The organism is Curtobacterium sp. PhB170, from assembly GCF_003752345.1.
Classification (GTDB): Bacteria; Actinomycetota; Actinomycetes; order Actinomycetales; family Microbacteriaceae; genus Curtobacterium.
On sequence record NZ_RJUM01000010.1, the window covers coordinates 399,022 to 425,210 of the forward strand.

Consider the following 26,189-nt stretch of genomic DNA (forward strand, 5'->3'; position numbering starts at 1 on the left):
CTGTGCGTCCGGGGTGGGTGGTGTCGAGGGCTACGTCGTCAGCGAGCGGCCGATGCGGGCTTCGAGCCACGCTTCGGGGTCGATCGGGGTCACGCCGTCCATCAGGACCTCGAGGTGCAGGTGCGCACCGGTCGAGACGCCGGAGGACCCGACGAGTCCGATGAACTCGCCGGCCTCGACCTGGTCGCCGACCTTGAGCGGCGACGACCCCGGGATCATGTGCCCGTAGAGCGTCGACACCTGGCGGCCGTCGATCTCGTGGTCGATGATCACGGCGTTGCCGTACGAGAAGTACGTGCCCGAGATCCGGACGGTGCCCGCGGCGACGGCACCGATGGCCGTGCCCATGCCGGGCGTGAAGTCGAGGCCCTGGTGCAGCGAGGAGCACGCGCCGCACGGTGCCGAGCGGTAGCCGAAGCCCGAGCTCATCTGCACCGGGCCGGGGAACGGGGAGCGGACCGCGCCGCCGTACGAGACGGCTTCGCCCGCGATGCCACTCGTGTCGGCCGTGCCGCCGGTGGTGACGATCCGGCGCGTCGTACCGCCGCCGACGGTGAACCCGTCGCGGTCGAGCCCGGTCGCGGTGACCGCCTGGGTGACCGCGTAGTCCTGAGTGCGCACGATCGGCGCGATGGTCGAGGTCGCCATCGAGGTGCCGGCGCTGGCGTGGGCGGGCATCGCCGAGGCGGCGAACATCGCGATCGCCGCAGCCGCGCTGGTCAGGGTGATCCGTCCGGCACGACCGGACCGGGAGGCCCGTGGGGCCTTCGCGACGCTCGTCACGGTGGCAGCGGGGCGGCGGACCACGCGCGTGATGCGGGTGTCGACGTGCTCGGTCGTCGCGCGGGCTGCGGTGGCGCGGCGGCCGACGGGCTTCGCGACCGTTGCTGCCGTGGCGGACTTCGCCGACCGGGCGGGCTTCGCGACCTTCACTGCCTTGGCCGGCTTCGCGACCTTGGCGGGCTTCTCCGGCTTCTCCGGCTTGTCCGCTCGGCGCTGGGGCTTCCGGGCTGCGGCGCGCTCGGCCTCGAGGGCAGCGCGACGGGACAGGTGCACCACCGGGGTCTCCGGGTGCTGGTCGAGTTCGGGTGCAGTCGTCATGGCCGCCCACCATTCTGCACGACTCTGTCGCTTTGTACAGGCCCCACCGTGATCTTTTCGTTACCGCGGGGCTGGGAGGCACCTGATCACCGCGGGCCCCGACGTCCCCCGACCGTCCGACATCGGTAGCGTCGTGGGAAAGCGACGGAAGGACCCGCACCATGGCCCGATCGCCGCGAGAGCGGCCCGCGCAGGTCGACCTCGGCACCGCCGACGTCGTGCTCGCCGGCACCCAGGAACTCCTGCCCGTGCTCCGCGCCGCCGCGGTGCGCGCGGGCATCGACGCCGCACGCATGCGGGTCATCGGGGTCGACGACCTGCCGGACCCCGAGGAGACCTGGGACGCTGAACTCGCGGTCATCGCGATCCGGCGCCCCGGTGACGACCCCGCGTTCCACCGTGCGCAGGCAGCAGCCGAGCTCATCGATCCGCTGCTCGTGCCGCACGCCGTCCGGATCGTGGTGACGGTCTCGGGACTGACACGGCTTGCGCCCAAGGTCGAGCGCACCCTCACGTCCGAGGTGCTCCACCAGATCGATGCCGCGTCCGCGCCGTCGGGGTTCGAGCGGCCGTTCCGCAGCATGCGGATGCGGCTCGGGCTCGCAGCACTCCGGGCGGCCGGCGTCCGGGTGTTCCGGGTGTCGATCGGTACCTGATCGGCCAGACCGGGCCTGATCGGCTGGCCGTCGTCAGCGGGCAGGTGCCCCACGGAGCTCGAGGGCGATCTGCTCGGCGTCGAGGTTCTGCAGCATCGACTCGAGCACCTCGGCGTCGAAGGAACCGTCGTCGCGGGCGTCGAGGATCGCCGCACGCTGCGCCTCGAGCACCGCGAGTCGTCGGGCCTTCTCGCGTCCCATCCACGCCCGGAGCTCGGCCGGGTCGGCTGCCTCGAGTTCTTCGCGCGCTCGAGGGCCGGCCTCGCGAGTGCCGGGGACGTCTTCGGCCGCCGTCCGCATGAGCTCGAGCAGCCGCTTGCGCTCCTCGGTGTCCCGCGCCGACGTGTCGGGTGCGGGGGCGGCGATCCGTCGGAGCAGCGGGCCGATCGTGCCGCCCTGGACCACGAGTGAGAGCAGGGCCACCGCGAACGCGATGAACACCAGGAGCGATCGTTGCGGCGTCCCCTCGGGCAGGGTCTGCGCGGCGGCGACGGTCACCGCCCCACGCATGCCGGCCCAGACCACGGCGGTGCCCTCGCGCCAGCCCAGCGGCGCCTTCGTGTAGTACGCGATGTCCGCCAGGGTGCGGCGGACGCGTGTCGTGAACCGGTCGAGTTCCCGCTCCGAGGGCGCCCGGTTGCCCGGCCGGTGCTCGCGGATCACGTCGCTCATCGCGTCGCGGTCGCCGGCGTGCATCTCGGCGAAGCGTTCCTGCATCCGTTCTCCGCGCTTGGCGGCTGCCGACAGCGCGAACAGCAGTGGGACGACGTACGCGGCCCGCACCAGCACGGTGAGCACGAGGGCGCCGACCGCGATGAGCAGCGCGGGACCGATGCCCGCGTGCTCCCGCTGCACGTCGCCGAGGATCTTCGCGAGTTCGAGCCCCATCGTCAGGAACACCGCGCCCTCGAGCACGAGCTCGATGGTCTGCCAGTTCTGCGCGTCCGACAGTCGGTGCCCCGGCGGGAGCTTGCGCGGCCCGACGATGCCGGTGAACAGCCCCGCGACGACCGCGGCCACGAGCCCGGACCCGCCGAAGTGCTCGGTCGGCAGAGCAGCGACGAACGGCACCGCGAAGGACAGCGCCGTGTTCACCGCGGCGTTCGGCACCCGGGCGCGGACGAACACGTTCAACCAGCCGACGAACCAGCCGATGACCACGGCGATGGCGACGGCCTGGGCGAAGTCGCCGAGCGCACCCCAGAACGAGAACGATGCACCAGCGGTGAAGATGGCCGTGCGCAGGAGCACCAGCGCGGTGGCGTCGTTGAGCAGCGATTCGCCGTCGAGGATCGAGATCGCCCGGCGCGACACCGAGGTCTGCTTGACGATCGAGGTGGCGACGGCGTCGGTGGGACTGACGATCGCACCGAGGGCGATCCCCCACCAGAACCCGAGGTCCGGCACCACCCACGCGAAGAACAGGCCGAGCACCAGGCTCGACGCGATGACGAGCAGCACCGACAGGCCACTGATGGCGCCGAACTCGCGCCGGAAGTTCATCGACGGCATCGACACCGCCGACGAGTACAACAGCGGCGGCAGCACCCCGGCGAGGATCCACTCCGGCTCGATCTTCGCGTCCGGGATGAACGGCAGCAGGCTCGCGATGATCCCGACGACGACGAGCACGAGCGGTGCCGCGACCCCGATGCGGGGCCCGAGCACGGCGGCACCGGCGATGGCGATCAGGGCGATGACGCCCACGACGAGGAGTTCGGTCACCGGTCCAGCGTGGCATCACCGTGCGTGCGTCGTCACTCCGTGCGCGGTTGACGGCTCCGTGCGGCGCAGCAGGCGCGCACCCGGCGGTCAACCTCGCACCACGTGATGGAACCGGCACCGTGCGCGCGATCAGGTCCCGTCGGGTCCGGCGCTGTGGACTGCTCCCGCCTGGACCGAGGGGTGTGGCGGGGCGGTGTGGGCGACGACTGCGACGCTGCCGACGGCGAGCACGAGCGCCAGGGCCCCGGCGCTCACCGCTGTGCCGATGCGGCGGAGTCGGGAGCGTCCACCGCGGTCGCGCGGGGCGAACCGTGCCAGCCCCCGGCGCGGTTCCGGCCCGACGAGCCACGGACCGGAACCGTCGTCGTCGTACGAGAACGGTCCGCTGCCATCCGGCGCGTACCGGTACGGGCCACTGCCGTCCGAGGCGTAGGCCGAGCGGAGGTCCTCCGCGGTCCACCCGAAGTCCTCCGGTGTCACTCGTGTCGTCGCCATGATCGCCCTCCTGCGGCTCTGGAACTGCGGAAGACCAGTCCACCGAGCGTTCCTATGAGCCGACAGTGCGCATCCAGGACGTCTGCCGAGTACCTGCCGGACGCAGGCCGGACCATGTATCTTGATGTCGAGACATCCCGCACCACGAGTAGCGTGGACGTACCGACGGTCGAACAAGGGAGTACCCGCCAGCATGGCCAAGATCATCTACACCCTCACGGACGAGGCGCCGTTCCTCGCCACCCACTCCTTCCTCCCGGTCATCCAGGCCTTCGCCGGCACCGCTGGTGTCGACGTCGAGACCCGCGACATCTCGCTCGCCGGCCGGATCATCGCCCAGTTCCCGGAGCGGCTCACCGACGAGCAGCGCGTGGACGATGCCCTGGCCGAGCTCGGCGAGCTCGCGAAGACCCCCGAGGCGAACATCATCAAGCTGCCGAACATCTCGGCGTCGATCCCGCAGCTCAAGGTCGCGATCAAGGAACTGCAGTCCCAGGGCTACGACCTGCCCGACTACCCCGACGAGCCGAAGACGGACGAGGAGCGCGACGCCCGCGCCCGCTACGGCCGCGTCCAGGGCAGCGCCGTCAACCCCGTGCTGCGCGAGGGCAACTCCGACCGCCGCGCTCCCCTGTCCGTCAAGAACTACGCGCGGAAGCACCCGCACCGCATGGGTGCGTGGAGCGGCGACTCGAAGACGAACGTCGTCACGATGGGCGTCGACGACTTCCGCTCGAACGAGAAGTCCTGGATCGCCCCCGCCGACGACGTCCTGACGATCACGTTCGTCGCCGAGGGTGGCGAGACCCAGGTCCTCAAGCAGTCGATCCCGGTCGTGCAGGGCGAGGTCGTCGACGGCACCGTGCTGCACGTCGCAGCGCTCGAGGCCTTCCTGCAGGACCAGATCCAGCGCGCCGCGGCCGAGGACATCCTGTTCTCCGTGCACCTCAAGGCGACGATGATGAAGGTCTCCGACCCGATCATCTTCGGCCACGTCATCAAGGCGTTCTTCCCGTCGGTGTTCGAGCGCTTCGGTGCCGACCTGGCCGCCGCCGGGCTCACCCCGAACGACGGTCTCGGCTCGATCCTCGCGGGACTCGACGCCCTGCCGAACGGCGCGGAGATCAAGCAGGCCTTCACCGACGGCATCGCCGCGGGTCCCGAGCTGGCGATGGTCGACTCGGACAAGGGGATCACGAACCTGCACGTCCCGAGCGACGTCATCGTGGACGCCTCGATGCCCGCGATGATCCGCACCTCCGGCCACATGTGGGGCCCGGACGGCGACGAGCACGACACCCTCGCCGTGATCCCGGACTCGAGCTACGCCGGCATCTACCAGACCGTGATCGACGATTGCCGCGTCAACGGTGCCTTCGACCCGTCGACGATGGGTTCGGTCCCGAACGTCGGCCTCATGGCGCTGAAGGCCGAGGAGTACGGCTCGCACGACAAGACCTTCGAGGTCCCCGGTGCGGGCGTCGTCCGTGTGACGAACGCCGCCGGCGACGTCGTCATCGAGCACGACGTCGAGCCCGGTGACATCTGGCGCGCCTGCCAGACCAAGGACGTCGCCATCCGCGACTGGGTCAAGCTCGCCGTCACCCGTGCTCGCGCCTCGGAGACCCCGGCCGTGTTCTGGCTCGACGAGACCCGTGCACACGACGCGAACCTGATCGGTCTGGTCCGCCAGTACTTGGGCGAGCTCGACACCGAGGGCCTGCAGATCGAGGTCCTCTCGCCCGAGGACGCCATGCGCTTCTCGCTCGAGCGCATCCGCCGCGGCGAGGACACCATCTCCGTCACGGGCAACGTCCTGCGTGACTACCTGACCGACCTGTTCCCGATCATGGAGCTCGGCACCTCGGCGAAGATGCTCTCCGTCGTCCCGCTGCTCGGTGGCGGTGGGCTGTTCGAGACCGGTGCCGGCGGCTCCGCCCCGAAGCACGTCCAGCAGCTCGTGCAGCAGAACTACCTGCGCTGGGACAGCCTCGGCGAGTTCCTGGCCCTGGCGGTCAGCCTCGAGCACCTCGCCGGCGTGACGGGCAACGAGCGGGCGAAGATCCTCGGTGAGACGCTCGACCGTGCCACCGGGACCTTCCTCGAGCAGGACAAGTCCCCGGGCCGCAAGCTCGGCTCGATCGACAACCGCGGCAGCCACTTCTACCTGGCCAAGTACTGGGCCGAAGAGCTCGCGGCGCAGACGACGGACACCGAGCTCGCCGCGTCGTTCGCCGAGATCGCGGGCAAGCTCGACGCGCAGGAGCAGCAGATCGTCGAGGAGCTGAACGGCGTGCAGGGGCACCCGGCCGACATCGGCGGCTACTACCGCCCGGACGACGCCAAGACGAGCGCGGTCATGCGCCCGTCCGCCACGTTGAACGCGACGCTCGCCGCGCTCTAGACGCACGCACCTGACGGACGGGAGGCCCGGTGCCAGCTGGCACCGGGCCTCCCGTCCGTCGCGGCGCGCGTCCACCCCGCCCGCCCGGCCCTGCCCCCGCCCTGTCGCGTCCCGTGAGGTTCCGAAATCTCGGCATCTCGCGCCGCGATCGGGCCGTCTCTGGAACCTCGGCGAACCTGAGCGGCATGTCGTGGAACCTCGCGGCGGCGCGAACTCGCGGCGGCACGACCCCGCGACGCCGGAGCCGGAACGAGGCTCAGGAGCGCGGGACGGGCGGCCCCGCCGCCAGCAGCACCACGAACACCAGGGCGACCGCCACGACCCCGATGACGACCGCGACCGCGGGGCGACGCACCACGAAGAACAGCAGACGGTCCCAGAAACCCGAGCGCGCGTCGGGTGAGCGGCGCCACGGGCCCTCGAGCATGCCTCGGCGGGCGACCGCGACCTCGAACGGCACCGTGGCGTAGGGCACGACGGCGCTGGCCCAGCCGAGCACGAGCGCCCCGAACGACCACCGCTGGTTGACCGCGACGACGGTCGTGACCACCAGGTAGGCCAGGAACACGAAGCCGTGCACCCCGCCGCCGATCCGGACGCCCCAGTCGCCGGCGTCCAGGCCGTACTTGAGCACCATCCCGGCGATGAGCATGGTCCAGGTCACGAGTTCGGCGACCGCGGCGGCACGGAACAGGGAGCGGGGAGTCATGCCCACATCGTCGCGGACGCGTCCCGGGAAACCCCCGACACTCCGGTGGTCGTATCGATTCGACGCCCGGGGAGGCTAGCGTTGGAGCCATGTCAGTGCCGACCGAGAACCGTCCCCTGAACATCGTCGTCTGGAACGAGAACGTGCACGAGACCCGCGGTGACGCGACGGTCATCGGGCACTACCCCGACGGCATGCACACCGTGATCGCGGCAGCGCTCCGCGAGCACCACCCCGACGCCACCGTGAGCACCGCCACGCTGCAGGAGCCCGACCACGGCATCACCGCCGAGGGCCTGGCCACGACCGACGTCCTGTTCTGGTGGGGCCACGCCGCCCACGACGACGTCAGCGACGCCGTGGTCGACCTGGTCGTCGACGCCGTGCACGCCGGCATGGGCCTGGTGGTGCTGCACTCCGGGCACTACTCGAAGCCGTTCAAGCGCCTGATGGGCACCACCTGCTCGCTGAAGTGGCGCAACGACGGCGAGCGCGAACTCGTCTGGACGATCGCGCCGGAGCACCCGATCGCCGCCGGGGTGCCGCACCCGATCGTGATCGACCGGCAGGAGATGTACGGCGAGTACTTCGACATCCCGCGCCCCGACGAAGAGGTCTTCCTGTCGACCTTCGCCGGCGGCGAGGTCTTCCGGTCCGGTGTCGCCTACCGCCGCGGTCTGGGGAAGGTCTTCTACTTCTCCCCCGGCGACCAGGAGTACCCCGTCTACCACCACCCGGACATCCAGCGCGTGCTGTCGAACGCGGCGGCGTGGGCCGCTCCGGTGTCCGAGCGACGCGAGTTGACGGCCGACCAGCACCCGCGGGACTGGTTCCTGACGGAGGGTGCGGGTAGACAGGGCGCATGACCCAGCTGGACCCCGCCGCGCACCGGACCGCCGTCGTCGAGGCACTCGGTGTCCTCGGCAGTGGTCCGGAGGAGCGGTTCGACCGCATCACCCGCATGACCCAAGAGGCGTTCGGGGTCCCGCTGACGTTCCTGAACCTGGTGCACGGCAGCGTCGTGACGGCGCAGTCGACGCAGGGGTGGCGGCAGGGCGGGAGTGCCCCGGCGGAGCAGGTCTTCTGCTCGACGACGGTGCTCACGAACGAGCCGATGGTGGTGCCGGACGCGCTGCTGGACCCCCGGTTCCGCGACCTGGCAGCGGTCACCGAGCAGGGCATCCGGTTCTACGCCGGAGCTCCGTTGTCGATGCTCGACGGCACCCGTGTCGGCACGCTCTGCATCATGGACGCGACCCCGCGCGAGCTGTCGGCGGCTGACCTCGACCTGCTGCGTGACCTCGCGCGGTGGGCGGAGCGCGAACTCGGCCACGCGATCGACCGCGATCGGGTGACCCGCGTGCTCGAGGGCCTGGTCCCCGAACCCGTCGAGGTCCCCGGACACGACCTCGACACCCTGGTGCTCCGGACCGAGGACGGCGGCGGAGACGTCGCCGACTGGCGACTCGCCACCGACGGTGCACTGCACGTCACCATGGGGAGCGTCGCGGCGGCCGGACGCGCGTCCGGCCTGTTGGCCTCCGCGGTCCGCGGTCCGCGGTGCCGTCGTCGCACGCACCGAGACCGCCATGCAGGACGCGATCGTCGGCCTGGAGGCCCAGATCACCGCCGACCTGTCCACTGCGGACGCCGTCGGCTCGCTCTTCCACCTGCGGCTCGACCCGACGTCGGGGCACGTCGTCTTCGGGGACGCCGGCCACGGCCTCGCGGTGCTCGTCCGCGCCGAGGGCACCAGCTGGGCGCTGCACTCGCTCGACCTGCCGCTCGGCCTGCAGCCGGAGTCCGTGCCGCGGTCCCCCGCCACGCTCGACCTGGCGGCGGGCGACCGGCTCGTGGTGTGCACCGAGGGCGTCCTGGCGCTCGAGGGGATCCGACACCTCGACGACCTGGCCGCCCTGGTCGCTGCCGAGCCCACCGGTGCCGCGGTCGTCGAACGGGTCCGCGCCCTGGTGCCGGCCGGTGCAGCCCACGACGTGACGCTGGTCGTGCTCGGGCGGCGCTGAACACCGTCCGCTGACGACGCCGCTGCCGCGCAGTCGTCCGCCGCGGTCAGGAGCGGAAGCGGTCCTGCCGTGATCGCGGTGCGCCGGTGAGCGCGACGACGAGCAGCGTGGCCAGCAGTCCGAAGCCCGCGAGCTCGATGCCGAGGCCGGCGAGCTGCCAGTAGGCACTGCCGACCACCTGCGGCTGCGTGATCGACTCGGGCCACCACGCGTCGATGAGCGGGAACGAGCTGGGGAACGGGTCGAGGCCGAACACCACGAGACCGCCGAGCAGCAGGACGACACCGAGCAGCGCCATCACCCCGCGGGAGCGCCCGAGCATGTGCACGACGAGCGCGGCTGCCATCCCGGCGAGCCCGACGACGGCGATCAGGAACGCGAGCACGACGATGGTCTGCGGCGCGAGGGCCACCCAGTCGAGCACCGCGATCGGCAGCAGCAGCCACCGTCCGGTCCGCGCCCACCGCGCGGGGTTCCGCCATCCGTCCATGGCGGCCAACCGTAGGGCACCCGCCCGGACGCGGGCCGTGCGCAGCCTCGGAGCGGACTACGATCGGCAGGTGATGGCCCAGGACGGACGCACCCGGCAGCAGCGGGCGCTCGAGACCCGCGCGGCGATCATCGGGGCCGCGGCCGCCGAGTTCGACGAGCGCGGGTACCTCGGCGCGTCGATGGACGGCGTCGCCGAACGGATCGGGCTGACCAAGGGCGCGCTGTACTTCCACTTCGCGTCGAAGGCCGACCTCGCCGCTGCCGTGATCGCGCAGCAGCACGAGGTCTCGCGGCGCTACGGAGAAGCCGCGGTCGCCCGGAGCCGGACGCCGCTCGAAGCCCTCATGTGGATGTCGCAGGGACTGGCGACCCAGATGGTCACCGAGGTCGTCGTGAGCGCCGGCATCCGTCTGTCGACCGAGGTCGCGACGCACGACGTCCCCCGTCAGGACCCGTACACCGACTGGATGGCGCTCATCGCACAGACCGTTCGCCAGGCGATCGACGCCGGCGAGGTCGACCCGCGGTGGGACCCGGAGCTGGTCGGACGCGTCGTCATCCCCGCGTACACGGGCGTGCAGACGGTGTCGGACGTGCTCGCCGACCGCACCGACCTGTACGAACGCCTGCGGGAACTCTGGACGGTGCTGCTCGCCGCGCTCGTCACCGAACGCCTCCGGCCAGAGGTCCCGCGACTCATCGCCATCATCGCGCCGGAATGACGCGGGTCCCCCCAGGGAAACACCCACGTCACCGCTTCACGAGGATACCCAGCGGTCGGTTTCCGCACCTGCCCCCGTTCGCGGGCATGTGTCCACCGGCCCACTAGCCTGAGCCGGTGCCCACACCACCGGCAGAGGTCGACGTCGACGTCCCGCTCGTCCGGGCACTGTTGCGCGCCCAGCACCCCGACCTGGCGGACCTCCGGCTCGTGGTCGTCGCGAACGGCTGGGACAACGTCATCGTGCGACTCGGCGACGAGTACGCCGTGCGGTTGCCGCGTCGGGAGCTCGCGGCACGCCTGGTCGAGCACGAGCAGCGGTGGCTGCCGGACATCGCCGCCCGCGTCGCACCCGTCGTCCCGGTGCCGGCTCCGGTGCGCGTGGGCCGTCCGGCGCTCGGGTACCCCTGGTCGTGGAGCGTCGTCCCGTGGCTGCCGGGAGCACCCGTCGGCGAGCGTGCTGCCGGTGTCCGGGTCGCCGAGGCCCTCGCGGGGTTCGTGCGACTGCTGCACGTGCCGGCTCCGGCGGATGCTCCGGCGAACCCGTTCCGTGCGGTGCCGTTGGCGACGCGCAGCGACGCCGTCCTGACGCGACTCGCCACGCAGGACGTGCCCCGGGCCGTGGAGCTGGCAGCGGTCTGGCGGACCGCGGCGGCGCTGCCGACGCACACCGGGCCTCCCGTCTGGGTGCACGGCGACCTGCACCCGTTCAACCTGCTCGTGGACCGCACGCCGGACGGCGACGAACGCCTGTCGGCGGTCGTCGACTTCGGCGACGTGACCTCGGGGGACCCCGCCGTCGACCTCGCCACCGCCTGGCTGACGCTCGACCGGGAGGCCCGCCACGCGTTCCGGACGCTGGTCGCCGCTCCCGACGGCACCTGGGGACGCGCGCGCGGGTGGGCGATCGCGCTCGCCTCCGCGCTCGCGACGTCCGACGAACGCGCCTTCCGGAGCGTCGCGCGGCGCAGCATCGACGCGGTGCTGGACGGCTGAGACCCCGCGGGGCTATCGTGACCGCACCATCCGTGCACAGCCGATCGGAGGGGCCCTCATGACCCTCGAGTTCCGCGTCCAGCACGACGTCGCCACCGACGCCTCTCCCGCCCCCACCCGATCCGAGCGAACCGGCCTCCGCGGGTTCCTCGACCGCCTCGCCGAGCGCCGCGCCGCCGCACGCGTCCGACGGGTCGAAGCCCGGCTGCAGGAACTCGGCGAGCTCGAGCACCTGCTGTCCGACGCGCGTGGCGTCGTCGAACGCGGCTGGATCCAGCACGCCTGGTTCGCGTACCTCGACGAGCACGGCCGGATGCGGAAGGCCACGAGTGCCGCCGCGATGGACGTGCAGGGGCGACCGCTCGTCGCCGCGTGCCTGGTCGGCGCGGTCGTCTCGGCCGCTGGCGGGCCGCACGCCGTGCACTCGCCGCGGGTCCAGCACTCCCTCGACCTGGTCTGGCACGCGCTCGCCGTGGACGAGGGCGCGCCGGTGCTCTGGTGTCCGGCGCCCGACGTCCGGATGGGTCGCGTGCGCGACCTGACGAGCTGGAACGACGCCCCTGCGCGCACCTCGGCCGAGGTGGCCGGGCTGCTGCTCACCGCGGAGCGGGTGGCCGTGCAGGAATCGGCACGCCTGCAGGACGTCGTGGTGGCACGATCGAGGGCATGAGCAGCACCGACGCCGTCCCCGAGGTCCACCCCGCGACGACCACCGGCCTCGCGTCCAGCGGGAACTCGGCCCTGTCGGACGAGGGCGCGTCGTCGGACACCGATCCCCTGGCCTCGGCCGCTGCGGTGAAGCGGACGCTGCACCGGTACCTGCAGAAGCACCGCGCCGCGCTCCTCGGCAAGCTCGACGGCCTGGCCGAACGGCAGGCCCGCTGGCCGGTGACCCCGACCGGCACGAACGTGCTCGGGCTGGTGAAGCACGTCGCCGGTGTGCAGGCCGGGTACTTCGGCGAGGTCTTCGGTCGACCGTTGCCCGACGCGCCCGCCTGGCTCGAATCGGAGGACGGCGAGGACATGTACGCGACGCTCGACGAGACCCTGGACGACGTCGTTGCCTTCCACCACCGCAGCGCAGCGCACGCCGACGCGACCATCGAAGCGCTCGACCTCGACGCCCGCGGCACGGTCCCCTGGTGGCCGGAAGAGCTCCGCGAGGTGACGCTCCACCGCATCCTGGTGCACATGGCGTACGAGACGGCCCGGCACGCGGGGCACGCCGACATCGTGCGCGAGATGCTCGACGGACTGGCGGGCGACGGGGACGGCAACCTGGCCGACAAGAGCCCGGAAGAGTGGGTCCTCTGGCGCGAGCAGCTCGTCGACATCGCCGAGCGGTCCGGCCTCCGGGGCTTGGCCATGTAGCCGATGGCCCCTCACGATCGTTACCGTTCTCTCAGGCTCGACGGTCGAACTGGCCGCTGACCAGGGGTTCTCGCTCGGCTGTCTGCACAGGAATCGATCGTCTCCGCTGCACCTCGTCGTGCGACCGGTCCGTGCCCTGCGTAGCTTTGGCGCAGCTTGTGCCCCGACCCGTGGGCAGTTCGGCCGACCGGAAGGGGAGCGCCCACCCGTGTTCCAGTACGTCGTGGAGCGATGGAGCCAGATCTGGTTCTCGTCGTGGCAGCACTTCTCACTGGTGGTCCAGTGCACGGTGCTCGCCACGGTCATCGCCGTGGTGCTCGCCACACTCGTCTACCGCAGTCCCCGCCTGACCTCCGTCGCGAACGGGGTGTCCGCCATCGGCCTCACCCTGCCGTCCTTCGCGGTCATCGGCCTGCTCATCGTCCCGCTCGGCTTCGGCGTGCTGCCGTCCGTCGTGACGGTCGTCTTCTTCGCCGCGCTCCCGATCCTGCGCAACGCGGTCGTCGGCCTCGCCGAGATCCCGCCGAGCGTGGTCGAGTCCGCGCGCGGCATCGGCATGAGCCGGTTCCGGACCCTCGTGCAGGTCGAGCTGCCGATGGCCTGGCCGATCATCCTGAGCGGCGTCCGCGTGTCCGCCCAGATGGTGATGGGCATCGCGGCCATCGCTGCGTACGCGCTCGGCCCCGGGCTCGGCGGCTTCATCTTCTCCGGACTCTCGCGCCTCGGCGGCGCGAACGCCCTGTACTCCGTGGTCGTCGGGGTGGTCGGCGTCGTCCTGCTCGCCCTCGTCCTCGACCTGCTCCTCCTCGGCCTCGGCCGCCTGACCATCTCGAGAGGTATCCGTGTCCAGCACTGACTCCGCCACCACCACCGCGCCCGACGGGGACGTCACCGGCCGCAGCATCCTGCTCGACGAGGTCACCAAGCGGTACCCCGGACAGTCGAAGCCCGCCGTCGACGGCATCACCCTCGAGATCCCGGCCGGCAAGATCGTCATGCTCGTCGGCCCGTCCGGCTGCGGCAAGACGACGACCCTCAAGATGATCAACCGCCTGATCGAGCCCACCGAGGGCCGCATCGTCGTCGGCGACGACGACGTGACCGGCATCGACGCCGACGAGCTCCGACGCCGGATGGGCTACGTGATCCAGGCCGGCGGGCTCTTCCCGCACATGACCGTCGCAGCGAACATCGCGATCGTGCCGAAGATGCTCGGCTGGTCGAAGGAGAAGATCGCGGCGCGCGTCGACGAGCTGCTCGACCTCGTGTCGCTCGACCCCGCCACCTACCGCGACCGCTACCCCCGCGAACTCTCCGGCGGGCAGCAGCAGCGCGTCGGCGTCGCCCGGGCGCTCGCCGCGGACCCGCCCGTCCTGCTGATGGACGAGCCGTTCGGTGCGGTCGACCCGATCACCCGGCAGCGCCTGCAGGACGAGCTCCTGCGCATCCAGGAAGAGCTGCACAAGACGATCGTCATCGTCAGCCACGACTTCGACGAGGCCGTGAAGCTCGGCGACTGGATCGTCATCTTCACCGAGGGCGCCCACATCGTGCAGTACGACACCCCGGAGCGGATCCTGGCGGAGCCGGCGAACGAGTTCGTCGAGAACTTCATCGGATCGGGCGCCGGGCTGAAGCAGCTCACCCTGAACCGCGTCCGCGACGTCGAGGTCGTCTCCGCGGTGACCTGCTCCCCCGGCGAGGAGGCGAAGGCCGTCCTGCAGCGCATGCAGGAGGCCGGGGGTCACGGGCACGCCGTCGTGGTCGACCGTCGGCAGCGGCCGATCGGCTGGCCGTCCCGCCGGCAGCTCGAGCGCCTGGACCGGATCCCGGACGGCGTCGACCCGGAGCTGCCCATCGTGGGCGAGGCCTCGACGCTCAACGACGCCCTCGACACCATGCTCGTCTCGAGCGCGGGGGCCGCACTGGTCACCGGTCGGGGCGAGGCGTTCCGCGGTGTCATCACGGTCGAGGTCGTCATGGAGGCCATCACCCGGTCGCGTGCGGCAGCGGCCGACGACCGCGCGTACACGCCGGTCGGCACGAACACCAACCAGATCGAGACGCTGCCGTCCTCGCCGGCCGCGCCCGTGATCGCGCCCTCCGGGGAAGACCTGTGAGTGCTGTCACCGCCGGCCCCGCCACCGGCGCCAGCACGTCCTGGAAGGGCCTGCTGTTCCAGCCGATCGCGATCCTGGTCGTGCTCGCCGGGTTCGCGGTCTGGCTCGCCACGGCCGACCTCACGCCCACCGAACGCACGACGCTCAACCCGGCCGACATCCTCGACCTGACCGGGCAGCACCTCGTGCTGACCCTGCAGGCGACGGTGCTCGTGCTCGTGATCGGCATCCCGCTCGGCATCGTGCTCACGCGCGGTCCCCTCCGCCGGGCGAGCCCGTACGTGCTCGGCGTCGCGAACTTCGGGCAGGCGGCCCCCGCTGTCGGCCTGATCGTGCTGCTCGCCGCGTGGCTCGGCCTGAACAGCTGGTCCGCCGTGGTCGCACTCGTGCTCTACGCGATCCTGCCGGTCCTCCGGAACACCATGATCGGCGTGCAGAGCGTCGACTCGCGCCTCGTCGAGGCCGGCCGTGGCATGGGCATGAGCGCGTTCAGCGTCCTGATGCGCGTCGAGCTGCCCCTCGCGGTGCCGGTCATGCTGTCCGGCATCCGGACGGCGCTCGTGCTGCTCGTCGGCACCGCGAGCCTGGCCACCTTCGTCGGTGCCGGTGGCCTCGGTCTCCTCATCACGACCGGCGTGACGCTGTTCCTGCCGAAGGTGCTCGTCGCCGGGGCGCTGCTCGTGGCGCTCCTCGCCCTCTCCATCGACTGGCTCGGCCGCGTGGTCGAGACCGTCGCACGTCCGAAGGGACTCCGATGAACCGCCGTACCCGCCGCCTCCGCCGCGGGGCCGCCGTCGCACTCGCCGGTGCCACCGCGCTCGTCCTGGCCGGCTGCGGCCTGCAGCCCGCGACGTCCTTCGTCCCCGAGGCCGGTCCGGGCACCATCGAGCGCATCGACGACCTGCCGGACGGTGCCCACATCACCGTGACGTCGAAGAACTTCACCGAGCAGCTCGTGCTCGGCAAGATCGCCGTGCTCGCCGCGAAGGCCGCAGGGTTCGACGTCACCGACGAGACCAACGTGCCGGGCAGCGTCGCCGTCCGCGAGTTGATGACCTCGCACGGTGCGGACTTCACGTACGAGTACACCGGCACCGCCTGGCTGACCTTCATGGGCCACGCCGAGGGGATCCCGGACAAGACCGAGCAGTGGGAAGCGGTCAAGAAGGAGGACGCCGGCAACGGGCTCACGTGGCTGAACCCGGCGCCGATGAACAACACCTACGCGTTCGCGGTGCGGGACGAGGCGGTCAAGGAGCTCGGCGACATCACGACCCTGTCCGACATCGCGAAGCTCCCCGTCGACCAGCGCACCTTCTGCGTGGAGTCGGAGTTCAACTCGCGTGCCGACGGGTTCAAGCCGATGCTCAAGAAGTACGGCTTGGAGCTCGGCGGTTCGGGCGACAACGGGATCCCGAGCGACAACGTCAGCATCCTCGACACCGGCACGGTCTACACGGCCACCGACCGCGGCAAGTGCAACTTCGGCGAGGTCTTCACCACCGACGGCCGCATCAAGTCGCTCGGCCTGACCGTGCTCGAGGACGACAAGGGCTTCTTCCCGGCGTACAACGTCGCGCCGGTGCTCGACTCGGCCACGCTCAAGGAGTACCCGCAGCTCGCCGACGTCTACGACCAGATCTCGCCGAAGCTCACCGACGCGGTGCTGCAGGAGCTGAACCGACAGGTCGACGTCGAGGGGCGCGAGCCGGCCGACGTCGCGTTCGACTGGATGGTGAAGGAGGGCTTCATCACGACGCCGTGACGGCTCTCGACGCATCCACGTCACGGACGGGAGGCCCGGTGCCAGCTGGCACCGGTCCTCCCGTCCGTCTGTCGTTCCGTCTCAAGCCGCAGCGATGCGCGCAGCCGTGTCGCGGATCGACGCGACGACGCGGGCGCGGACCTCTTCCGGGTCGGAACCCTCCTGCCGCGCCGAACTCCGCAGGCCGGTCATGCACATGCCGAGCAGCATCTCGGCGGCCTGCGGGGTCGCGGCGTCCGGCCCCCACGCCGGATCGCGTTCGAGGATCGTGCGCACCGCACCCGTCATCGCCTCGGCCACGGTCGTCATCCGGCTGACCTGGCGGCGCATGAGCTGCGGGAAGCGCACGATGACCTCTTTCCGGGCGAGCCGCTCGTGCTCGTCGCCGAACGACGAGCCGAACACCAGGAACGCCAGGTCGACCACGGCCTGCGCAGCCGGCTCCCCCGCGACGGTCTCGAGGTGCGCTGCCAGGGTCTCGGCGTCCAGGTCGAGCTCGGTGTGCCCGAGGACCGCGTCCTCCTTGCTCTCGAAGTAGTTGAAGAACGTGCGCGGCGACACCTCGGCGCGTGCGGCGATCTGTTCGATCGTGGTGCGGTCGATGTCCTGCTCGAGCGCGAGGGACCGAGCCGCCTCCGCGATGCGGTGGCGTGTCTCGATGCGCTTGCGGTCGCGCAGACCCATCTCGGTGGCGGGCGCGGTGTCGGGCATGGCCCGACTGTAACCGGAACGTCACATGATCTACAGCAAACGCAAACTTGCAGTCGTGCAGTGGACACTACGGTGGGGCCATGACCACTCCCGTGCTCGAGGCCCGAGACCTCGCCAGGACCTACGGCCGAGGCCCGACGCGGTTCGACGCACTCAAGGGGGTGTCACTCCAGGTGCACCAGGGCGAGAGCCTGGCGATCGTCGGCAAGTCCGGATCGGGCAAGTCGACGCTCATGCACCTGCTCGCACTGCTCGACAAGCCGTCCACCGGGCAGGTCCTGCTCGACGGCACCGACGCGGCGACCCTCGGCGCGCGGCAGGTGAACCGCACGCGCAACAGCACCTTCGGGTTCGTGTTCCAGCAGTTCTTCCTGACCCCCAAGACCTCGGTCCTCGACAACGTCGTGCTGCCGCTCAAGATCGCGGGCGTCTCCGGAGCCGAACGGAAGCGCCGTGGCATGGCGGCGCTCGACTCCCTCGGTCTGGCCGACAAGGCGAAGAACGACGCCAACGACCTGTCCGGCGGGCAGAAGCAGCGCGTGGTCATCGCACGCGCGCTGGTCGGTGAGCCGAGCGTCATCTTCGCCGACGAGCCGACCGGCAACCTCGACACGAACACCGGGCAGGTGGTCGAGGACATGCTCTTCGGCCTGCAGCGCGAACGCGGGATCACGCTCGTCGTGGTCACGCACGACGAAGAACTCGCGGCCCGCTGCGACCGCAGCGTCAACGTCCGCGACGGACTCATCGTCGGTGGATCGGACGGCACGCCCACCGCCGGTGCCGCGGTCGACCAGCAGGCCACGCACGGAAGGCACTCCGCATGAACTTCCTCGATCTGCTCCGTACCGCGGTCTCGAACACCTTCCGGTCGAAGCTGCGCACGACCCTGACCGTCATCGCGATCTTCATCGGCGCCTTCACGATCACGCTGACCTCGGCGATCGGCACGGGGGTCAGCAACTACATCGACACCCAGGTCTCGTCGATCGGCGACACCGGTTCCCTGACCATCACGAAGGCCGTCGACACCGCGTCAACCGACAGCGGCCCGGCCAAGTACGACCCCGACGAGTCCGGCCAGAGCGTCGACCGCGGTCCGGCGTCGTTCTCGTACCTGTCGCAGTCCGACGTCGACGACATCCGCGCGATCGACGGCATCAAGAGCATCCGTCCGGCGGTCGCCCTGGCGCCGAAGTACGCCGAGCACGGCGACGACGGCAAGTACGTCGTCTCCCTCACCGCCAACGCGGGTGAGCTCGACGCCGACCTGGCGAGCGGGAAGCAGCTCGACGACGACACCGACGCGAACCAGGTGATCCTGCCGACGAACTACCTGGAGAACCTCGGACTCGGCAGCGCGAAGGCCGCCGTCGGCGAGGAACTCACCTTCGCGGTGGACGACTACCAGGGCAAGGAGCACACCCTCACCGCGACGGTGGTCGGTGTGCAGAACGAGTCGCTGTTCGGCGGTGGTGCCGGGGCGAACGCCGCGCTCACCGACGCGATGCAGGCCGCGCAGGAGATCGGCAAGCCGGACTCGATCGCGACCTCGTACGCCAGCGCCACCGCGACGCTCGACTCCGGGGCCTCCGCGACCACGGTCAAGAAGGCGCTGTCGGACGCCGGGTTCCTCGGGCAGACCATCCAGGACCAGCTCGGCCAGTTCCAGACCGTCATCAGCGGCATCGTCGGGGTCCTGAACGCCTTCGCCGTCATCGCCCTGGTGGCTGCGGGCTTCGGCATCATCAACACGCTGCTGATGAGCGTGCAGGAACGCACCCGCGAGATCGGCCTGATGAAGGCGATGGGCATGGGCGGCGGCAAGGTCTACATGCTGTTCTCGCTCGAGGCGGTCTTCATCGGGTTCCTCGGCAGCGCCATCGGAGCCGGGGTCGCGATCCTGCTCGGGACCGGCATCTCGAACGTGCTCGCGGGCACGCTGCTCAAGGACCTGCCGGGCCTGCAGATCATGCAGTTCGCGCCGAGTTCGGTGGCGACGATCGTCCTCGTCGTGATGTTCATCGCGTTCCTCGCCGGCACCCTCCCCGCGCGCCGCGCCGCGCGGCAGAACCCGATCGAGGCACTCCGGTACGAGTAGGGCCGGGCGTGCATAGTCTCTGACGGGTGGCGGCATTCGGGCGGGACCTCGGCGACGGGTACACGCTGACGCTGCGCGACCTGACGACGGTCGACCCGGTGCTGGAACTCGTGCGCGCGAACCTGGACCGGCTGCGTGCGGCCGAACCGTGGGCGTGGGATCCGCAGGACCGCGACACCATCGGACTGCACACCGAACGGCTGCTCGGCCAGTTCGCGATGGACCGCGCGCTCCCCTGCGTCATCCGCTCCGACGACCGCATCGTCGGGGTCGCGTCGCTGACCTTCGACCCGTACCTGGGCCAGGCGTCACTCGGCTACTGGGTCGACGCCGGACACGAGGGCCGCGGTGTCGCGGGGCGAGCCGCCGGGGTCCTGGTCGAGGTCGCGCGGGCACGCGGCACCGCACGGCTCGAGATCCGGACCGGCGTCGACAACGTCCGCAGCCGCGCGCTCGCCGAACGGCTCGGGTTCGCCCTTGAGGGGACCCTGCGGGGTGCGCTGCCGCTCGGGCCCGTCCGCGCCGACGTCGCCGTCTACGGCCTGCTGCTCTAGGCGAGACTCCCCGCCGCCCCCGTGCGCGTGCGTCAGGAGCCCTGCGTCGCCCCCTGCCAGACCGCGAACACACCGCCGACGACCGCCAGCACGAGCAGCAGGATCCAGACGGCGAGCGCGATGAGGTTCAGGAAGATCCCCCAGCCCGCACGACCACGGGCGAGCGGTTCCCGGCTGCGCGACGCGACGCCCAGGCACAGCCCGACGATCGGCGCGACGAACGTCCAACCGGCGAGCAGCGAACAGATCCCGAGGACGAGGCTCGCGGTGCCGAGACCGGTGCGGGGGGACTCCGTGTACGTGACCATGCACCCGACGCTACGGAACCACGCGGGGCGTGTCGTCCCTCCAGGGCGTGATCCGGGTCCACCTGCCGACGGATGGTCACCGGACGCCGGTATCGTCGGAGCATGGCCTTGTTCGGACGACGCAACCACGACGTGCGCGATCGACCCATCAGCCAGGTCGAACTGAAGCGGGCCGTCGACGAGGGGTTCCTCATCGCGAAGGCCGCGGTCACGATCGCGGTCGGCAACCGGATCATCACCAACGCGCTGCGCGACCAGGGGTACTTCGACCACGCGCTGATCGCCGAGGCCGCGCGTGAGGAACTCCACCGCATGGCCGAGGAGCAGCGGGGCGACGCCGCGCGCATGCGGGAGATCCGATCGACGTCGAGCAAGTCGAAGGGCCGTTCACGGCACCAGCACGACTACCGCCGCGGTGACGACCTCAAGCTGCGCACGCGCGAGGCGACGTACGAGCAACTCGCGACGATGCTCGACAAGCGCCGTGACGACCAGCACTTCGTCGACGGCATCGTGCTCGCCGCCCGCGCCCGAGCCTGGGACGACATCGGCACCACGGTCGTCGGGCGCCTCGGCTGGGCCCAGCGTCCGGCCGACGACTACGAGATCGGCCGTGACGACCGCCTGCAGCAGATGCTCGACGAGGACTTCGCGACGTTGCTGGCCGAGCACCCCGTCGGCTCGACCCCGGTCGACGCCGACGAGCCCGACGACGCCGACGGCGACGAGGACGGCTCCGACCCGGCCGACCCCGACGTCGCCCGCCCCTGAACCGGTACTTGATATTCCACCCCGGCGTCGCTAGGCTGATCGGGTAACGCCCCAGGACCATTCGGCACCGCCGGACTCCTGGGGCGATTGCTGTTCAACACGGCAGTTCGGGGGAGCGCAATGATCGATCCAGCGATGTTGCCGGAGTTGCCGCATCTGCTCAGCGCGCCACGGTTCAACCGGTACGCGGCTCGGTACGGCGGCCGCGTTGACCTCGGATCTCGGCTGTACGCCTGGAACTGCGAGATCGCGGCGGCGTTCTGGGGGCCGGTCGGGTGCCTCGAAGTGTTCGTCCGGAACGCGATCCACGACCAACTCCGACGATCCCGCCGGGACGACTGGTGGAACGACCCAACGGTCCGGCTCCTGGATCGAGAGCGTCGGGCAGTGAGCGATGCCACCCGGACACTCGTCCGCCGTGGCGTGAGCGACCCCGAGCCGGATCAGATCGTCGCGGCCACGAGCTTCGGGTTCTGGGTGGGGCTCACGGACGCGGGGGTCCCGCGAGATCCGTTGTGGAGCTACGAGACGACGCTGTGGCAACCCCGACTCGTGCACGCCTTCCCCCGGCTGGGGAAGGTGCGCCGAAAGCAACTGCATCGTCGCCTCGATGACGTCCGCCGGTTCCGCAACCGTCTCGCGCACCACGAGCCCGTCCACGCGGCTCCACTCGAACGGATCCGCGATGACATCATCGCGATCGCGGGGTACGTCGACCACGATGCTGCGGCCTTCATCGCCGGAGCACAACGGATCGACGCCGTCGTGGCCCGGAAGCAGATCGCTGTCTCATCCGGAGCCTCGGTCATCTGACCGGGACCACGCGCAGACACGAGTCCCTAGGCTCGGACCATGGTTGATGCGGTGGTCGTCGGGGCCGGACCGAACGGACTCGCAGCGGCGGTGACGCTCGCCCGTGCGGGCCTGTCCGTCGAGGTGGTCGAACGGAACGACACGATCGGCGGTGGTGCGCGCACCGCCGAGCTCACCCTGCCGGGGTTCCTGCACGACGTCTGCTCGGCCGTGCACCCGATGGCGCTGCAGTCCGAGTTCTTCCGGCTGTTCCGGATGGAGCAGCGCATCGAGCTCCGTCTGCCCGAGGTGCAGTACGGGCACCCGCTCGACGGGGGGCGCGCGGGCATCGCGTACCAGGACCTCGAGCGGACGGCCGCCGAGCTCGGTGTGGACGGCCCGGCCTTCCGGAACCTGATGGGTCCGCTCGCCCGCGCGGCCGACCAGGTCGCCGACTTCGCCACCGACGCCCTGCTGCACGTGCCGCGACACCCGCTCACGGTGCTGCGGTTCGGCCTGCGCGCACTCGAGCAGGGCAGCAGCGTCTGGAACGCCCGCTTCCGGCAGGACGCCGCCCCGGCGATGGTCTCCGGGGTCGCGGCGCACTCCATCCAGCACATGCCCTCGCTGTCGACGGCCGCCGCGGCGCTGTCGCTCGGCGCCTACGCGCACGCCCGCGGCTGGCCCGTGCCGATCGGCGGCAGCCAGGCGATCGTCGACGCGCTCGCCGACGACCTCGTCGCGCACGGCGGACGGATCGTCACCGGGCACGAGGTCCGGTCGCTCGGTGACCTCACGCCGGCGAAGGCGGTGCTCTTCGACACGAGTGTCCCCGGCATGCTGCGGATCGCCGGCTCGCAGATCCCCACGCCGAAGCGCGGTGCGCTCCGCCGGTTCCGGTTCGGCAACGCGGCCGCGAAGGTCGACTTCGCGCTGTCCGATCCGGTGCCGTGGACGAACGAGGCGCTGCGCCGGGCCGGCACGGTGCACATCGGCGGGACACGAGCCGAGATCGCCGCTGCGGAGGGCTCGGTCGCGCACGGCCAGCACGCCGAACGGCCGTACGTGCTCGGCTCCGAGCCGACCGTCGTCGACCCGACCCGTGCGCCGAAGGGCAAGCACGTCTTCTGGGCCTACGCGCACGTGCCGGCGGGGTCCGACGTCGACCAGACCGAGGCGATCACGCGCCAGGTCGAACGGTTCGCACCGGGGTTCCGCGACACGATCCTGCACACGTCGAGCCGGACGGCCGCGCACATGGCGGACCACAACCCGAACTACGTCGGCGGCGACATCGCCGCCGGTGCCGCGAGCTTCTGGCAGCTCGTGAAGCGCCCGGTGCTGTCCAGCGACCCGTGGCGGATGGGCGGCGGCATGTACCTGTGCTCCGAGTCGTCCGCGCCCGGCCCCGGTGTGCACGGCATGGCCGGTTGGCGTGCCGCGAAGAGCGCACTCCGGCACACCTTCGGGCTGCCCGATGACGTCGACCTCACCCCGGAAGGCTGATCACCATGGCGACAAACGTCCGCATCCTGCACTGTGCCCCCGAGGACGTCTTCGACGTGCTCGGCGACGGTTGGCTCTACACGACCTGGGTGGTCGGCGCCTCACGCATGCGGAAGCAGGAGGCCGGTTGGCCGCAGGTCGGCACGCACCTGCACCACTCGTTCGGTGCCTGGCCGCTCGTCATCGACGACGTCACGACCTCGCTGGTGTGGGACCCGCCGCACCGCATGGTGATCCAGCCGAAGGGGTGGCCGATCGGTGAGGCCCGTGTGGAGCTGACCGTGGAGCCGCACCGCAAGGGCTGCAAGGTGACGATCGTCGAGAACGCGGTTGCCGGTCCGGGCGCCTACGTCCCCGACTTCCTCATGCAGCCGCTCATCTGGGTCCGGAACCACGAGACGCTGCGCCGCCTCGGGTGGGTGGCCGTCGGACGCGCGACGAACGCCTGAGGCGTCCCACGAGCCGGACGGGAGGCCCGTGGCGGCGCCGCCACGGTCCTCCCGTCCGGCTTCTGGTCGCGTCGACTACTCGGCGCGCGAGAACTCGCTGGCGCGCGCCACCTGGTCGTCGGTCAGGGCGACGCCCGTGTACCGCTCGAACTGGCGCGCCGCCTGCAGCGCGATGACCTCGGCGCCGGTGATGACGTGCTTGCCGGTATCCCGTCCCGCACGGACCAGCGGGGTCTCGGACGGGAACGCGACCACGTCGAAGACCGTGTGGGCCGCCTCGATCCGGTCCTGCGCGAAGGCGAGCGCGTCGTGCTGGTCGCCCCGCATGCCGAGGGGCGTGACGTTGACCACCAGGTCGGACTCCCCCGCCTCGCGCTCCTCGGCGACCCACTCGTAGCCGTACTGTGACGCGAGCGCCGAACCGGTCTGCTCGTTGCGGGCGACGACCGTCAGGCGGTCGAAGCCGGCGCCGCGGAACGCCGCGGTGACGGCCTTCGCCATGCCGCCGGAGCCGCGGAGCAGCACCCGGGACGCGGTGTCGACGTCGTGCGACCCGAGCAGCGCGGCGATCGCCTCGTAGTCGGTGTTCGACGCGGTGAGCACGCCGTCGTCGTTCACGACCGTGTTCACCGACTGGATGGCGGCGGCGGACTCCTCGATGTGGTCGACGAGCGGGATGATCGCCTCCTTGAAGGGCATCGACACCGAGCAGCCACGGATGCCGAGGGCGCGGATGCCGGCCACGGCGCCGGGCAGGTCGGTCGTGGTGAACGCCTTGTACAGGAAGTTGAGCCCGAGCTCGTCGTACAGGAAGTTGTGGAACCGGGTGCCGATGTTGCTCGGCCGGGCCGCGAGCGACATGCAGACCTGCATGTCCTTGTTGAGGATGGGCATGGGGCCAGTCTCCCACCGTCGCAACGATGGAGCGGTCCACGCGGACCGTTCGTCATGCTCGGGGTACCGTCGGACGCGATGACTGAGATCCCGGAGACCATGCGCGCCGTCCGCTTCGACGAGTGGGGTGACCGCTCCGTGCTGCACGTCGCCGAGGTCCCCGTCCCCGAGGCCACCGCCGGTCGGGCGCTCGTCCGGGTCCGCGCCGCCGGCATCAACCCGGGCGAGTCGGCGATCCGCCAGGGGCTGTTCGACGGCGGGACCTCCGACGCGCTGCCGTCCGGTCAGGGTACCGACTTCGCCGGCATCGTCGTGGCCGTCGGCGAGGGCGTCGACGGCGTCGACGAGGGTGAAGAGGTCCTCGGGTGGTCGTGGGACCGCGCGAGCCAGGCCGAGTACGTCTCGGTGCCGGCCGAACAGGTCGTGCAGAAGCCGCGACTGCTCGACTGGACCGTCGCCGGTGGGCTCGACATCGTCGCCACGACCGCTGCCGCAGCCGTCCGTGCCGTCGACCCCCGACCCGGCGAGACCGTCGTCGTGTCCGGTGCCGCCGGTGGTGTCGGCGGGTTCGTCACGCAGCTGCTGACGAACGAGGGCATCGACGTGATCGCGATCGCGTCCGAGGCGAACCACGAGTGGCTCCGGTCGAAGCGTGCACGGCCCGTTGCCTACGGCGAGGGCCTGCAGGAGCGCATCACCGAGCTCGCCACCAACGGCATCGACGCCGTCATCGACACGTACGGTCCGGAGTACGTGCACCTGGGGATCGCCCTGGGTGTGCCGGTCGACCGCATCGAGACGATCATCGCCTTCGAGGCTGCCGCCGAGGTCGGTGCGAAGGCCTCCGGCAGTGCGGACACGGCCGACCCGGAGATCCTCGGCGCCCTGGCGATGCAGGTGGCGAACGGCGAGGTCGAGGTGCCGATCGCGGCGACCTTCCCGCTCGACCGGGTGCAGGACGCCTACGAGCAGCTGGAGCAGCGGCACACCCGCGGGAAGATCGTGCTGATCCCCTGACGGGCATCGGTGGTCGGGGCCCGGGCGTCCGGGGCTGTTCCGGGGCTGTTCCGGGGTCGTTCCGGGGTCGTTCGGGGGGCGTTCGGGGGTCGTTCGGGGGTTGTCCCCACCGTGCTCCGGGGTACTGCCCGGATGCCCTGGCTCGTCGCTGGTGCGTAGCGTCGTCCCCATGAGCACACTCTCCCGTCCCCGCAACGGCCGCATCCTCGCCGGTGTCTGCGCCGGCCTCGCCGATCGCTTCGGCCTTTCCCGCACCCTCGTCCGCATCGGCTGGGTGATCCTGAGCCTGTTCCCCGGGCCGCTGTGGATCGCCTACGTCGTCCTGTGGTTCGTGGTGCCGGCGGAGGGCAACACCCGCCGCTGACCCCCGGTCCGTCCGGACTGGGGCGTGCGCGGGGGCCGAGTCTCGCGGTGAGCGACAGTTCTCGCGCTCGTGAGTCCGTGATCTGTCGCTCAGCCCGAGACTCGGCACGGCCAGCTCGAGTCCCGGTCCGTCCGGACGGGTTA

The 26,189-nt window shown here is 71.1% G+C and carries 29 protein-coding genes and 1 pseudogene; 22 read left to right on the forward strand and 8 right to left on the reverse strand.

The features are described 5' to 3' along the window. Positions 1-30 precede the first annotated feature (30 nt). Complete coding sequence (locus EDF40_RS09785) at positions 31-1,101, reverse strand: M23 family metallopeptidase (protein ID WP_123339380.1); 1,071 nt, start codon at positions 1,099-1,101, stop codon at positions 31-33. A 161-nt stretch (positions 1,102-1,262) separates the two neighbouring features. Here EDF40_RS09785 and EDF40_RS09790 point away from each other — a divergent pair, with 161 nt between their 5' ends. Next, a complete protein-coding gene (locus EDF40_RS09790) occupies positions 1,263-1,757 on the forward strand; it encodes a hypothetical protein (protein ID WP_111083592.1) in 495 nt (164 codons plus the stop codon). 33 nt (positions 1,758-1,790) lie between these two features. Here the strand turns inward: EDF40_RS09790 and EDF40_RS09795 are convergent, their stop codons facing one another. After that, the gene (locus EDF40_RS09795) at positions 1,791-3,482 is read right to left on the reverse strand and encodes a sodium:proton antiporter (RefSeq protein WP_123339381.1); all 1,692 of its coding nucleotides are present in this window, start codon (positions 3,480-3,482) and stop codon (positions 1,791-1,793) included. 129 nt (positions 3,483-3,611) lie between these two features. Continuing rightward, on the reverse strand, positions 3,612-3,977 hold the full coding sequence (locus tag EDF40_RS09800; RefSeq protein WP_148053817.1) for a hypothetical protein: 366 nt from the start codon (positions 3,975-3,977) through the stop codon (positions 3,612-3,614). A gap of 193 nt (positions 3,978-4,170) precedes the next feature. Between EDF40_RS09800 and EDF40_RS09805 the strand changes: the two genes are divergently transcribed. Beyond that, positions 4,171-6,381 carry an NADP-dependent isocitrate dehydrogenase gene (locus EDF40_RS09805; RefSeq protein WP_123339383.1) on the forward strand — a complete coding sequence of 737 codons (2,211 nt, stop codon included), beginning with the start codon at positions 4,171-4,173 and terminating at the stop codon, positions 6,379-6,381. A 256-nt stretch (positions 6,382-6,637) separates the two neighbouring features. Here EDF40_RS09805 and EDF40_RS09810 read toward each other — a convergent pair whose 3' ends face one another. Continuing rightward, a complete protein-coding gene (locus EDF40_RS09810; RefSeq protein WP_123339384.1) occupies positions 6,638-7,090 on the reverse strand; it encodes a DUF3817 domain-containing protein in 453 nt (150 codons plus the stop codon). Between the two features lie 89 nt (positions 7,091-7,179). On the opposite strand from EDF40_RS09810, the gene EDF40_RS09815 reads away from it, so the two are divergent. From EDF40_RS09815 to EDF40_RS09825, 3 genes and pseudogenes are all read left to right on the forward strand, one after another. Next, a complete protein-coding gene (locus tag EDF40_RS09815; protein ID WP_260212644.1) occupies positions 7,180-7,956 on the forward strand; it encodes a ThuA domain-containing protein in 777 nt (258 codons plus the stop codon). After that, positions 7,953-8,402 (forward strand): annotated as a pseudogene (locus EDF40_RS19660) (GAF domain-containing protein); the annotation flags it as partial. The gene EDF40_RS09815 and the pseudogene EDF40_RS19660, both read left to right, overlap by 4 nt. A 166-nt stretch (positions 8,403-8,568) precedes the next feature. Next, positions 8,569-9,114, forward strand: coding sequence for a SpoIIE family protein phosphatase (locus EDF40_RS09825; protein WP_185002947.1), 546 nt, complete (start codon positions 8,569-8,571; stop codon positions 9,112-9,114). 46 nt (positions 9,115-9,160) lie between these two features. Here EDF40_RS09825 and EDF40_RS19215 read toward each other — a convergent pair whose 3' ends face one another. Further along, the gene (locus EDF40_RS19215) at positions 9,161-9,604 is read right to left on the reverse strand and encodes a hypothetical protein (RefSeq protein ID WP_131920918.1); all 444 of its coding nucleotides are present in this window, start codon (positions 9,602-9,604) and stop codon (positions 9,161-9,163) included. Between the two features lie 73 nt (positions 9,605-9,677). Between EDF40_RS19215 and EDF40_RS09835 the strand changes: the two genes are divergently transcribed. The 8 genes from EDF40_RS09835 to EDF40_RS09870 all read left to right on the forward strand — a co-directional run bounded on the left by EDF40_RS09835 (position 9,678) and on the right by EDF40_RS09870 (position 16,579). Beyond that, positions 9,678-10,328: a ScbR family autoregulator-binding transcription factor gene (locus EDF40_RS09835; RefSeq protein WP_185002949.1), complete on the forward strand. Its 651-nt coding sequence runs from the start codon at positions 9,678-9,680 to the stop codon at positions 10,326-10,328. A gap of 116 nt (positions 10,329-10,444) precedes the next feature. Further along, entirely contained in the window at positions 10,445-11,323 is an 879-nt protein-coding gene (locus tag EDF40_RS09840; protein WP_123339388.1) for an aminoglycoside phosphotransferase family protein, read from the forward strand. Positions 11,324-11,381: 58 nt separating this feature from the next. Then, positions 11,382-11,993: a hypothetical protein gene (locus EDF40_RS09845; protein ID WP_123339389.1), complete on the forward strand. Its 612-nt coding sequence runs from the start codon at positions 11,382-11,384 to the stop codon at positions 11,991-11,993. Next, positions 11,990-12,694 carry a DinB family protein gene (locus EDF40_RS09850; RefSeq protein WP_123339390.1) on the forward strand — a complete coding sequence of 235 codons (705 nt, stop codon included), beginning with the start codon at positions 11,990-11,992 and terminating at the stop codon, positions 12,692-12,694. The genes EDF40_RS09845 and EDF40_RS09850 overlap by 4 nt, the downstream gene beginning before the upstream one ends. 208 nt (positions 12,695-12,902) lie before the next feature. Next, a complete protein-coding gene (locus EDF40_RS09855; protein ID WP_111083581.1) occupies positions 12,903-13,550 on the forward strand; it encodes an ABC transporter permease in 648 nt (215 codons plus the stop codon). Next, positions 13,537-14,814, forward strand: a complete 1,278-nt coding sequence (locus EDF40_RS09860; protein ID WP_123339391.1) for an ABC transporter ATP-binding protein — start codon at positions 13,537-13,539, stop codon at positions 14,812-14,814. The genes EDF40_RS09855 and EDF40_RS09860 overlap by 14 nt, the downstream gene beginning before the upstream one ends. Beyond that, positions 14,811-15,572: an ABC transporter permease gene (locus EDF40_RS09865; RefSeq protein ID WP_123339392.1), complete on the forward strand. Its 762-nt coding sequence runs from the start codon at positions 14,811-14,813 to the stop codon at positions 15,570-15,572. Before EDF40_RS09860 ends, EDF40_RS09865 begins: the two co-directional genes overlap by 4 nt. Then, complete coding sequence (locus EDF40_RS09870) at positions 15,569-16,579, forward strand: glycine betaine ABC transporter substrate-binding protein (protein ID WP_123339393.1); 1,011 nt, start codon at positions 15,569-15,571, stop codon at positions 16,577-16,579. The genes EDF40_RS09865 and EDF40_RS09870 overlap by 4 nt, the downstream gene beginning before the upstream one ends. Before the next feature lie 81 nt (positions 16,580-16,660). Here EDF40_RS09870 and EDF40_RS09875 read toward each other — a convergent pair whose 3' ends face one another. Beyond that, positions 16,661-17,290, reverse strand: coding sequence for a TetR/AcrR family transcriptional regulator (locus tag EDF40_RS09875; RefSeq protein ID WP_123339394.1), 630 nt, complete (start codon positions 17,288-17,290; stop codon positions 16,661-16,663). A gap of 80 nt (positions 17,291-17,370) precedes the next feature. On the opposite strand from EDF40_RS09875, the gene EDF40_RS09880 reads away from it, so the two are divergent. From EDF40_RS09880 to EDF40_RS09890, 3 genes are read left to right on the forward strand one after another with little or no spacing between them, the layout of a single operon-like run. Then, a complete protein-coding gene (locus tag EDF40_RS09880) occupies positions 17,371-18,117 on the forward strand; it encodes an ABC transporter ATP-binding protein (protein WP_111083576.1) in 747 nt (248 codons plus the stop codon). Then, a complete protein-coding gene (locus tag EDF40_RS09885; protein ID WP_123339395.1) occupies positions 18,114-19,391 on the forward strand; it encodes an ABC transporter permease in 1,278 nt (425 codons plus the stop codon). The genes EDF40_RS09880 and EDF40_RS09885 overlap by 4 nt, the downstream gene beginning before the upstream one ends. Positions 19,392-19,417: 26 nt before the next feature. Continuing rightward, entirely contained in the window at positions 19,418-19,945 is a 528-nt protein-coding gene (locus EDF40_RS09890; RefSeq protein ID WP_123339396.1) for a GNAT family N-acetyltransferase, read from the forward strand. 32 nt (positions 19,946-19,977) lie between these two features. On the opposite strand, the gene EDF40_RS09895 is transcribed toward EDF40_RS09890, so the two are convergent. Further along, positions 19,978-20,253 carry a hypothetical protein gene (locus tag EDF40_RS09895; protein ID WP_123339397.1) on the reverse strand — a complete coding sequence of 92 codons (276 nt, stop codon included), beginning with the start codon at positions 20,251-20,253 and terminating at the stop codon, positions 19,978-19,980. Between the two features lie 102 nt (positions 20,254-20,355). Here EDF40_RS09895 and EDF40_RS09900 point away from each other — a divergent pair, with 102 nt between their 5' ends. From EDF40_RS09900 to EDF40_RS09915, 4 genes are all read left to right on the forward strand, one after another. Continuing rightward, positions 20,356-21,024, forward strand: coding sequence for a hypothetical protein (locus EDF40_RS09900; protein ID WP_111083572.1), 669 nt, complete (start codon positions 20,356-20,358; stop codon positions 21,022-21,024). Positions 21,025-21,411: 387 nt separating this feature from the next. Further along, entirely contained in the window at positions 21,412-21,837 is a 426-nt protein-coding gene (locus EDF40_RS19500; RefSeq protein ID WP_260212645.1) for a hypothetical protein, read from the forward strand. Between the two features lie 39 nt (positions 21,838-21,876). Beyond that, the gene (locus EDF40_RS09910) at positions 21,877-23,322 is read left to right on the forward strand and encodes an NAD(P)/FAD-dependent oxidoreductase (RefSeq protein WP_123339399.1); all 1,446 of its coding nucleotides are present in this window, start codon (positions 21,877-21,879) and stop codon (positions 23,320-23,322) included. 5 nt (positions 23,323-23,327) lie between these two features. Continuing rightward, positions 23,328-23,771, forward strand: coding sequence for an SRPBCC domain-containing protein (locus tag EDF40_RS09915; RefSeq protein WP_123339400.1), 444 nt, complete (start codon positions 23,328-23,330; stop codon positions 23,769-23,771). A gap of 75 nt (positions 23,772-23,846) precedes the next feature. Here EDF40_RS09915 and EDF40_RS09920 read toward each other — a convergent pair whose 3' ends face one another. Next, positions 23,847-24,665: a shikimate 5-dehydrogenase gene (locus tag EDF40_RS09920; protein ID WP_123339401.1), complete on the reverse strand. Its 819-nt coding sequence runs from the start codon at positions 24,663-24,665 to the stop codon at positions 23,847-23,849. 78 nt (positions 24,666-24,743) lie between these two features. Between EDF40_RS09920 and EDF40_RS09925 the strand changes: the two genes are divergently transcribed. Then, entirely contained in the window at positions 24,744-25,682 is a 939-nt protein-coding gene (locus EDF40_RS09925; RefSeq protein ID WP_260212646.1) for an NADP-dependent oxidoreductase, read from the forward strand. A gap of 169 nt (positions 25,683-25,851) precedes the next feature. Beyond that, positions 25,852-26,046 (forward strand): PspC domain-containing protein, encoded by a 195-nt coding sequence (locus EDF40_RS09930; protein WP_111083567.1) that lies wholly within the window; start codon positions 25,852-25,854, stop codon positions 26,044-26,046. Positions 26,047-26,189: the final 143 nt, after the last annotated feature.